The organism is Methylobacterium goesingense, assembly GCF_022179225.1.
GTDB classification, from domain to species: domain Bacteria; phylum Pseudomonadota; class Alphaproteobacteria; order Rhizobiales; family Beijerinckiaceae; genus Methylobacterium; species Methylobacterium goesingense.
On record NZ_BPQL01000213.1, the window covers coordinates 1 to 1,988 of the forward strand.

Consider the following 1,988-nt stretch of genomic DNA (forward strand, 5'->3'; position numbering starts at 1 on the left):
CCGTAGGGCATGGGCGATCTTTACATCCCTGAGGCGTTTGCGAGGCATGGCACCCTCCCTTCCTCATGACTTGGGACGAGCGAAATACCTGCGCTCGGCGCGGATCGGTTTGCCGGGCGGGGAAGGACTCAATGAGCACCCGCGGTCCCCGCACTTGCTGCGGCGCGGCGTGCAACCAAGACCGCGACGGCTGCGACCGATAGGACGACCCCGATCACCGCGAAAGTGTCGCTGAAGCCCATGACCAGGGCCTGACGCTTTACGACAGCGCCCAACTGGCCGACGGCCTTGGCCGTGGCCATCGCGCGATCGGCGACGCCGTGCGCCATGAAGTAGTCGGTCATCTGTTCGAGCCGTGCGCGCACCTCGTCCCGCGTCAGGGTGATCGACTGCCCGATGATGTTGGAGTGGAACTGATCGCGCTTGGTCAGGATCGTCGACAGGGCCGCCGTACCGACGGCGCCCCCGAGGTTGCGCATCATGTTCGACAGCCCGGAGGCGGCGCCGGCCTCGCTCGGGGCGATGGCCCCCGTGGTGATGGCGCTGAATGGGGTCAGGACCAGCGCCTGCCCGATGGCCCGGACGACGTTGGGTAGGAAGAACTGGTCCCCCGAACTGTCGAGCGAGAGCGTGATGTTCATGAAGCAGCTCGCGGCAAAGATCGCGATACCGACGAAGGCGATATAGCGTGCGTCCCAGCGCTTCATCATCCACGGCACCAGCGGGATGATCAGGAGCTGCGGCAGCCCGGTCCAGGCCAGCACGTTCCCGGTCTGCTCCGCGTTGTAGCGCTGCACCTGTCCCAGGTACTGGGGCAGGATGTAGACCGTCCCGAACAGGGCGAAACCGACGAGCGTGTTCGTCAGCACGCCGATGCCGAAGTTTCGTTGCTTCAGGAGGCGGATGTTGATGAGGGGCTTTGCAACCGTCAGCTCGATCACGATGAAGGCGGTGAGGAACACGGCGGCGATGACCACGAGCCTCAGGATGAAGGGCGAGGCGAACCAGTCGTCCTTGTTGCCCTCCTCCAGCACGGTCTGGAAAGCCGAGAGGCCGATGGCCATGGTCACGACGCCGGCCCAGTCGCCTTCCTTGAGGAGGTCGAGCCGCATCGGCGACGGGTCGAGGGTCAGGGCCAGCGCAACCACCATGACGGCGCTCGGGATGGCGTTGACGTAGAAGACGCGTTCCCGGTGGGCTGCGACCCTCCGCGTCCCCCCTGCGGAAAGTCCCCTGTCATCAACCAAGCCAGGTCGGCCACATACGCTGCGCCGTACAGGCGGGCGGCTCGTTCCACGAGGTTGTGACGCCCGTTCTCGTGGGCATGGCAGGTCGAGGCCGATAGGCCGAGATGGCTTGCTGCAACCCGCACGGATCTGAACCCGGCGGCGACTCTGGCGATGCTAAGGCGGGTTCCTGCGCCGCGGCGCGCGATGGCCTCGACGGTTGGGGAGACGAACTCGCAAGGTACATCCGCCTCACTCAGCTCATCTAACCGCTTGGCCCTGAGGACGGCCTTCGAGTCCTCGTTTTCGATCGGTTCATCGAGAATCCATTTTCCGGGTACCGAAAAAGCCATTCCGTAGCGGTCGGCGCGTTCCGGCGGGACTGGGCGACGTCCACCCTCGTCGCCGGTGTAAGTGCCAACTGGCCAGCCATGCGTCTCAGCCGCCGCCTTTCCGGAGCTGAATCCCATTGCACGTCTTGCCTTGCGGAGGCGTTCAGCGCTTTTTCGTTTGTCGACGTACAACATCGCAGCGGAGCTTGCCTCAGGGACCGGACCATCGTCCAGCGTCCGCACCGCCTCGACGCTGGACAGATCGACCTCGGAGTTAGCCGCCGTCTTCGAAACCTCAGGTTGACGAGGCTTCGTACCAAGACGATTTGCCGTCACTGAGTGACCAGCGGCGCCGATCGGAATAGAACTGGCTGGGACCCGCACGCGGGGAGGAGTGCGCATGGCCACGTTTGTCCGTCGTCAGATGATT

General features: G+C 64.6%; 1 pseudogene. It reads right to left on the reverse strand.

Features of this window, described 5'->3' with window-relative positions:
* Positions 1 to 128: 128 nt before the first annotated feature.
* A pseudogene (locus tag MFF30_RS24905) lies at positions 129 to 1,181 on the reverse strand (MFS transporter); the annotation flags it as partial.
* Positions 1,182 to 1,988: the final 807 nt, after the last annotated feature.